General features: G+C 52.9%; 6 protein-coding genes. 1 reads left to right on the top strand and 5 read right to left on the bottom strand.

Going from position 1 to position 7,447, the window contains the following annotated elements; all coding sequences use genetic code 11:
* Window positions 1-842 precede the first annotated feature (842 nt).
* The 5 genes from V3O24_RS00530 to V3O24_RS00510 are packed head-to-tail and all read right to left on the bottom strand — an operon-like array spanning window position 843 to window position 5,462.
* A complete protein-coding gene (locus tag V3O24_RS00530; protein WP_331305673.1) occupies window positions 843-1,535 on the bottom strand; it encodes a hypothetical protein in 693 nt (230 codons plus the stop codon).
* A 53-nt stretch (window positions 1,536-1,588) separates the two neighbouring features.
* Window positions 1,589-2,755, bottom strand: coding sequence for an HlyD family efflux transporter periplasmic adaptor subunit (locus V3O24_RS00525; protein ID WP_331305671.1), 1,167 nt, complete (start codon window positions 2,753-2,755; stop codon window positions 1,589-1,591).
* Window positions 2,752-2,973 carry a hypothetical protein gene (locus V3O24_RS00520; protein WP_331305669.1) on the bottom strand — a complete coding sequence of 74 codons (222 nt, stop codon included), beginning with the start codon at window positions 2,971-2,973 and terminating at the stop codon, window positions 2,752-2,754. The genes V3O24_RS00525 and V3O24_RS00520 overlap by 4 nt, the downstream gene beginning before the upstream one ends.
* A complete protein-coding gene (locus tag V3O24_RS00515; RefSeq protein ID WP_331305667.1) occupies window positions 2,904-4,853 on the bottom strand; it encodes an ABC transporter transmembrane domain-containing protein in 1,950 nt (649 codons plus the stop codon). Before V3O24_RS00515 ends, V3O24_RS00520 begins: the two co-directional genes overlap by 70 nt.
* Before the next feature lie 30 nt (window positions 4,854-4,883).
* On the bottom strand, window positions 4,884-5,462 hold the full coding sequence (locus V3O24_RS00510; RefSeq protein ID WP_331305666.1) for a TolC family protein: 579 nt from the start codon (window positions 5,460-5,462) through the stop codon (window positions 4,884-4,886).
* 424 nt (window positions 5,463-5,886) lie between these two features.
* On the opposite strand from V3O24_RS00510, the gene V3O24_RS00505 reads away from it, so the two are divergent.
* Complete coding sequence (locus V3O24_RS00505) at window positions 5,887-7,296, top strand: amino acid permease (RefSeq protein WP_331305664.1); 1,410 nt, start codon at window positions 5,887-5,889, stop codon at window positions 7,294-7,296.
* Window positions 7,297-7,447: the final 151 nt, after the last annotated feature.

Below are 7,447 nucleotides of genomic sequence, written 5' to 3'. Positions count from 1 at the left end.
CATCAATTTATTGCTGGCAGCCTTGGCCTGGAATTTCAGCCTCTGGATGAGGCTATTTTTTGCGCTGATTTTGATCGTTAAAACGATTAAACCATCCCTGTTTCGGCTGACAGGTACCCTGGGTTCCGCTTAACAACTTGTTACCGGCTGAGATCGGAGGTAGGCATGGTTGGGGGGCTTTTTTCAGGGCTGACTATTTACTTCGTATCATCGGAATAATTTAAGCGCGATTGCCCTGATTTACTGGATGGGATTTAAAATGCGGAGAAAGATTAATATTTACTTTGACATAAAACAACGTTGATTGACTATGCCGGCCGATTTCCGATCATGGTTTCAACTTTATCAATCAGAATTACGCGCGACCTGTCACTCTCGCAGTATGCCGCCCACATCTGACAAAACAGGGTTTCCATATGCGCCACATAGGCATTAATATCGCACAGCTGCGAAACAGCCACCTGCTCCCGTAACAACGCCGACCGCTACGCAAAGCAGCGCAGTCCCGAGCCAAACGAACAGCCGCCTCCACATAGCCAAGCTCATCGACAGCCACCCAATCCGGCTGACCCAGCGCACTCATAAAACTCGCACCCATGCGCCCGACAAAATTGCCGCCCGCCAAGGTCACCAAAAAGCCTGCAAAGTTGCGCTGCCGCCGTTGTAAGGAGCAGGGTCGAAAAGCTGTATTAATTACTGTATCATCTCTTCCAGCCCGTAGAACAATGGTCCTGGGAAGGAATTTATTGACTGATGAACAGCCCTTTCTCCCGACAGGGCAAATCCGCCGGGAGCGAATTTACACTCGCTCCCGGAATGCCGGACAGGCTAGTCCTGCAGATTCATATCACAGTTTGGGTAATACTGGCATCAATCAACAGCTGCGCATAACTACCCTGATTGTAGACATCGTAGGTGTGGCCGTTATTGGTCACCGTACCCACCGAAGCCCCCCATCCGCTGGAATTGACCGCATCCCCCGCATTGCCGTCTATCACCATTTGATGGCGCTGCTCAGGATTAATAAAGTTGGCTCCTCCTGCGGCAAGATCATACGTGCCATCAGCCCAGCCATTGGCATTGTTAAAGTTATTGAATCCTGCCATATCCAGCACATCCTTCAAACCCAGCGTCAGTGTGTTGTCGCCGCTTCCGGTTAGGTCGATGCGTTCGATGGATTCGATGCGTGAAGCGCTGCCGGGTGTGCTGCCGCCTTGATTGACGATGGCGTCGCTCAGACTGCCGCCGTTGAAGCTGAGGCTGTCGGCGACGACGCTGACGCCGTTGGCGTCGGTTTGTCCGGCTTGGACGGTGTAGCTGAACACCAGCTCGGTGCCGCCGGAACCGGACACATAGCTGGCCTGAACCAGATTACCGCCGATGTTGAGCGCCAGTCGGGGACTGCCGGTAACGGTAGTGGCTTCGCTCATCGTTACGGTGATGTTGACCGTGTCCTCGGCATTGAGCGTATTGTTTTGGATGCCGGTGGCGGAAGTGATGGCGATACTGCTGATGGTGGGGGCTTGTCCGGGCATGATGATTCTCTCAAGTTAATATTTAAGATATTGGCGCTTTGGTTTTTTTGTTTTCAACGTTCATTCATCGCCCCGCCAAAAGCCTTAAACACCGGCTTAGCGAGGTACTGCAATACGGAGCGGCTGTCGGTGCGGATATCCACCGTGGCAGTCATCCCGGGTTTAAGCGGCACATTGGCCAGTTTGGGGTTGGCTTTGCTCTTGTCGGTATCGACTTGCACTTGGCCGCGATAATAGGTGATGGTTTGGCTGCTGCCCTCCTGTTCGGTGAGTGTGTCGGCACTAACATAGCTGAGTACGCCTTGCAGGGTTCCGTAGGTTGAGTAATCGAACGCATCGAGCTTGATGGTCGCCGGTAAGTTGGGGCTAAGTTGGCCGATGTCGACGGGATTGACTTTAATTTCGATGACCATGCCGCCTTCCGTGGGCGATATCTGCATCAGTTCATCCCCAGCGCGCAGCACGCCGCCTATGGTGTTGATCTTCAGATATTTGACGACTCCGGCTACGGGCGATGTCAGTTCGGTATGGCCGAGCACGCTTTGCCGTTCTTCAAGCTTGTAGCGGCTTGAGGCCAGCTCTTCCTCCAGCTTGGCGATTTCCAGCCGGGCCTCTTGCAGGTATTTGTTATTCACCGCGTTAATCCTGCCTTGCAATTCGACGACTTGTCTTTTGGAACGCATGACTTCCAAACGGCTGGTGTCGCCGGTCTTGAGCAGGGATTCGTTCATGCGCAGTTCTTCCTGCGCCATATCGAGACTGTCTCTCAGTGTCGCCAATTCTTCCTGCAAGCTTTGCTTGCGTTGCTTATATAAAGCTTGCTGAACCGCGACGAACTCAGGAAAGCCTTTGAGTTTTTCTTTAAATTTTGGCGCACGGCCGGCCGCCTCTGCTTGAGCCCGCTCCAATGCTGCGGCAATCGCCGCGACTTTGGCACGGCTTTCTTCGTAGCCGGCATTGGAACGGTCGCTTTCAAGGACGGCGAGGCGTTCACCGGCCACAACACGTTGACCTTCATGAATCAGAATATGGGACAAAACGCCACCATCAGCCGCCTGTATAATCTGGGTTCGCGCGCTGGGGATGACTTGCCCTTGCGCGCGCACGGTCTGATCGATCTCGAACAATGCGGCCCAGAGTAAGAATACGATCAGTCCGATGAGCAACAACATTGTCATCGATATAGGGCTTGGCCGGATGTGCCGGGTTCCGGTGTTCATGCGCTTTGGCTCAGTGCCGATGCCGGCGAAGGGGTTTGCAGTTGCTGCAAGATTTGCGCTTTGGGGCCGTCCATAACGATCTGGTGGTTGGCAACGACGATGAGGCGGTCGACCAGTTCCAGCATTTCCGCTTTGTGGGTTACCAGGATCAGGCTATCTCGGGGTTTGAGCGATTGCCTGAACAACTGGGTGACTTGCAGTTCCAGGCTGCGATCCATTGAAGCGGCCGGCTCATCCAGCAGCCAGATGCTTGGCTTGCGCAGGAAGACCCGGGTGAGGTTGACCAGTTGCCGTTGTCCGCCCGCAGGCCGCTGCCGCCCTCGAAAATCTCTTGCTCCAAGCCTTTCGGATGCTGGCTAATAACGGCCTGCAATAAGCCGGTCTGCCGGGCAGCCTCCAAGATGACCTGATCCCCTGGATCGAGCTGGCCGAGAATGAGGTTGTCGCGCAATGTACCGGCGAACAATCGGCCATCCTGCTGTACATATCCCAGGTACTCGGCCAAGACCGGTTTGGCGATATGGCCCAGATCGACATCGTCAAGCAGGATGCGTCCTGCCTGGGGTTTATACATCCCGGACAAGAGGCGCAGCAAGGTGGTTTTGCCGGCTCCGACCGGACCCAATACGCCTACTTTCTCGCCGGGGTGGATGGAAAGCCCCGGCACAGTCAATGCCATGTTGCCGTTATAGTTGGCGATGACCGATTCAAGTCTGTAGTGTCCACGAATGTTCTCGAGCACGACCGGTTGTTCATGGCCATGATGGTCGTCCTGAAGGGCCCAGAGGCGATCCAGTCCTTGCAGCGCTGCTTTGCTGTGCGCCCATTGCATCAATTGGCTCGGTATCATCGCAACCGGGGCGAGTACGCGGCCCGACAAAATGGAACAGGCTATCAGCCCGCCCATGCTGAGATCGCCCTTGCTGACCTGCAATGCGCCGAAAGCGACCAGCAGGATATAGGAAAACTGCTGAAAGGCGGCAGTCAAATGCTGCGAATGTTCACTGATATTACGCATTTGCAGTTCTTGTTCGCGCGCGTCATTGGTGGTTTTCATCCAGCGCGAGAGCATGCGCCAACCGCCTTGGCCGGACTTGATGGTTTCGGCGCCTTCGACGGTTTCGACCAGCAACCCGGTCTTGAAGTTGCTCGCCGCCATGGCTTTGTTAGCAAAGGCCTCGACCCGCTTCTGATAATAGCCGCCGATGGCGCACGAGAAGATGAAGAATATAAGCGGAATCATCGCCAACCAGCCTGCGATCAGCGCAATGAGCAGCATGAAGATCAGGGCAAAGGGCGCATCAATCAGGAAGTTTGTGGTCATTGAGGTAAAAAAGCCGCGCACGGTCTCGTATCCGCGCATCTGTCCGGCCAAGCCGCCCACACTCTGCGGCAGCTGATCCAGCCTGATCGACAGGAAACGCATGTAGATAGTGCGTGCCAAGCGCTGATCTACCATGTCGATCAGGCGATCATAGATATTCGTGCGAACCCGTTTGGCAACCAGTTCGAACAGGATCGCCGCGAGTACGCCCAAAGTCAGGACCAGCAGGGTCTGCGATGCACCGGTCGGCACCACGCGGTCGTATATCTGCATGCTGTAGAAGGAAGTTGTCATTGCAACGATGTTGATCACAATGCCGCCGATAATAGCTTCCCAGATGAGTTGTCTGTGGGCAAAAATCTCCTGGCGGATAAGTTGGTAAACCGGACTGGCGCCGGCGCTATAAGGCTTGCTCAATTTGAGCGAAGCAAAGATATGACCGGTCAGCATGTCGTCGGCTTGTTCATACCATCGGCCGGTTTGCGCATCCCACCACTCGCTAATCCATTGGCTCTGGGCGTTATTGCCGCGGAGCACGCCCCACTCGCCCTCCCGTTCACCATTTTGTATGTAGATCAGCGTAGGCACAATAGCCGCATCCGGCGCATTGAGCCAGCGCGGGGCGCTCACTTGAAGATGTTCGGCGACGATTTTAAGGCGGTTCTGCGGCTTATTCGTCTGAGAGGATACAGCAGCTTCGGCCGCTTCCTGCAACGCAAGACGGTCTACGGTTTCATGCTGCAAGTGTGCGAGCCGTGCCAGACAAGGTAGCAAATTCGTTGCAGCCTCTACTTCGTCACTCAACTATGCCCCCTTCGAAACGGCCGCAAGGCCCTGAGTGTAAATCGAAAGACGCCAGGAACTAAGTATTTGGATGGCCTGAGTGTCTGCTATCTGCACTTCGATCTGAACCAGTTCCCGTACCGCATTCATCGTATCCTGCCAGGTTCTGCGGCCGGCGAGAAATTGGCGGTCGTAGGATTCGGAAACATTTTCAGCCGCTTTGAGCGAGACTTTAAGTGCAGCCAGGCGATGTTCCGACGAAACAGCCAACGCATGATCGGCAATGACCTGCTCGTTGACCGTGCGATTTTGCGCCTCGACTTCTTCCAAGGCGGCCCGGTGTTGCAACTTCGCCCCTTCAATATTGGATAGACTGGAAAGACCGGCGCCAAAATGGCTGCTGACTCCAATAAAAAGGCGGTTTTCCGGCGATGCGTCTCTATAGGACGGGTTGCCGTATTGCCGTTCCGCGCGCACATAAACCTCCGGTGAAAGATCGGACCGGCGCTCGGCAATGACAGCTTCCTGCACACTGGCCTGCGCCTGTGCTCTTTGGATCGTCGGATTGATTGATAATGCCTGGTTAAGCAGTGTTTGCAAGTCGGCATTTACCGGACGGGGTGCTGCAACCGCCGTATTTAACGCGGAGGCATCAATCTGCCGCCCAAGCAACTGCCCTAGGAGGCTGTCGGATTATAGTTCATTAGAAATAGTAATTTATTGAAATAATAGAAAAACATCCTGCTAATAAAAACAGTTAAAAATAAATATGTTTTTGCGATTTCTAAATCCGACAGCCCCCTAGAAAAAACCGGCTGGTTTGAACTGCTAGCTACACGATTTCATTATGTCTCATAAAATTGCCAATGTATGTCGGCAAAAACTTATCTTTTCATAAGCTTAAAACTAGAACTTGCTTTATGGATTAAATTCTCCAATCTATGCGCCAGACTTTGAGGATTATCGCTATTACCCCTATAATCCAAACAATACAACATATTAACTAATAACGAGAGACCTCCCCATGTCCATGAAAATTTTTCGCAGCAAGCGCCTTACTTCAGACGATGACACAGAAAGCGGCCTAAAACGTTGTCTGTCTAAATGGGATCTGGCTTTTCTCGGTATAGGCGCCATTATAGGTACCGGTATTTTTGTACTGACCGGAATCGCGGCCGCCACCCAATCCGGGCCGGCTGTCATACTATCGTTTGTGATTGCCGGGCTCGCCTGTGCTTTTGCAGCCTTGTCTTATGCCGAATTGTCCGCTTCGGTCGGCGGCTGCGGCAGCGCCTACGGCTACAGCTATGTTGCTTTCGGTGAAATATTCGCCTTTATTATCGGCTGGGATTTACTGCTGGAATACAGCCTCGCCGTGGCGACCGTCGCCAACGGTTGGTCAGGCTATTTTGACAACGCGTTGACCGCCATCGGCATCCCGCTGCCAGATATGCTGACCAAAGCGCCTAAACTCGGCGGCCTGGTTAACTTGCCTGCATCCGCCATCATTTTGATATTAATGATACTGCTGATCATGGGTGTAAAACACAGCGCCAAAGTCAACAACGCGATGGTGTTTGTAAAACTACTCACCATCACCGTCTTTATCGCTGTTGCGGTATTCAATGTCCACCCCGAAAACTGGCATCCATTCATGCCGTTTGGCTGGTTCCAAACCTTGCCTGACGGCAAAACCACCGGCGTTTTGGCTGGGGCATCATTGGTCTTTTTTGCCTATGTCGGCTTCGATGCGGTATCCACCGCAGGCGATGAAGCTAACAATCCGCAACGCGACCTGCCTTTCGGCATCGTCAGCTCGCTGAGCTTTTGCACCGCCATCTACATCTTGGTATCGGGACTGCTGACCGGCGTCGTCAACTACACCGAATTAAACGTATCCTCTCCTGTTGCCCATGTCCTGAATTTGCTAGGTTACAACTGGGCATCGGCACTGATCTCGACTGGCGTTATTGCGGGACTTACCACTGTCATGCTGGTATTGTATTACGCGCTGACCCGTATTATCTTCGCAATGTCCCGCGACGGTTTGCTATCGCCGTTCTTTGGCGAAGTGAACACCAAAACCCAGACGCCGGTACGCGTCATAGTATTGTGCGGCATTATTATGGCGATAGCCGCCGGCTTCATACCGCTAGGCGATCTGGCCGAACTGGTCAACATCGGCACCTTGGCCGCATTCGTATTGGTATGTTTAGGGGTATTGGTACTACGCATCACCAAACCTGACATGAAGCGCCCGTTCCGCTCGCCATTCAGCCCGTTATTTCCAGCCTTGGGCATGCTGTCATGCACCGCGTTGATGGCGTTTTTGCCTGCCCTTACTTGGCTGCGCTTTGTCATCTGGTTGGTTATTGGGCTGATTGTGTATTTTTCTTATTCAGTGCATCACAGTAAACTGGCAAAAGCAGATTAAATCTAAAATCAGCTTAAATAAACCGGACTTAGGTTCTTTTCCACAATTTCTGTGGATAACTCTGTGTACAAGCTATAGATACCGCTACTCAGCTGCGATAAAACCTGTCTTTGGGTTAAATTGTAGCATTTTTATACAGCAATTTAATATA

It is taken from the genome of Methylobacter sp. Wu8, assembly GCF_036440755.1.
In the GTDB taxonomy this organism is placed as follows: domain Bacteria; phylum Pseudomonadota; class Gammaproteobacteria; order Methylococcales; family Methylomonadaceae; genus Methylobacter_A; species Methylobacter_A tundripaludum_A.
The sequence above is the reverse complement of the archived record's forward strand: the minus strand, read 5'-3'. Positions and strand labels throughout refer to the sequence as shown.

Coding starts and splice junctions, on each gene's coding strand:
- V3O24_RS00520 (WP_331305669.1), bottom strand. CDS start 2,973: ATGGATCGCAGCCTGGAACTGCAAGTCACCCAGTTGTTCAGGCAATCG.
- V3O24_RS00530 (WP_331305673.1), bottom strand. CDS start 1,535: ATGCCCGGACAAGCCCCCACCATCAGCAGTATCGCCATCACTTCCGCC.
- V3O24_RS00525 (WP_331305671.1), bottom strand. CDS start 2,755: ATGAACACCGGAACCCGGCACATCCGGCCAAGCCCTATATCGATGACA.
- V3O24_RS00505 (WP_331305664.1), top strand. CDS start 5,887: ATGTCCATGAAAATTTTTCGCAGCAAGCGCCTTACTTCAGACGATGAC.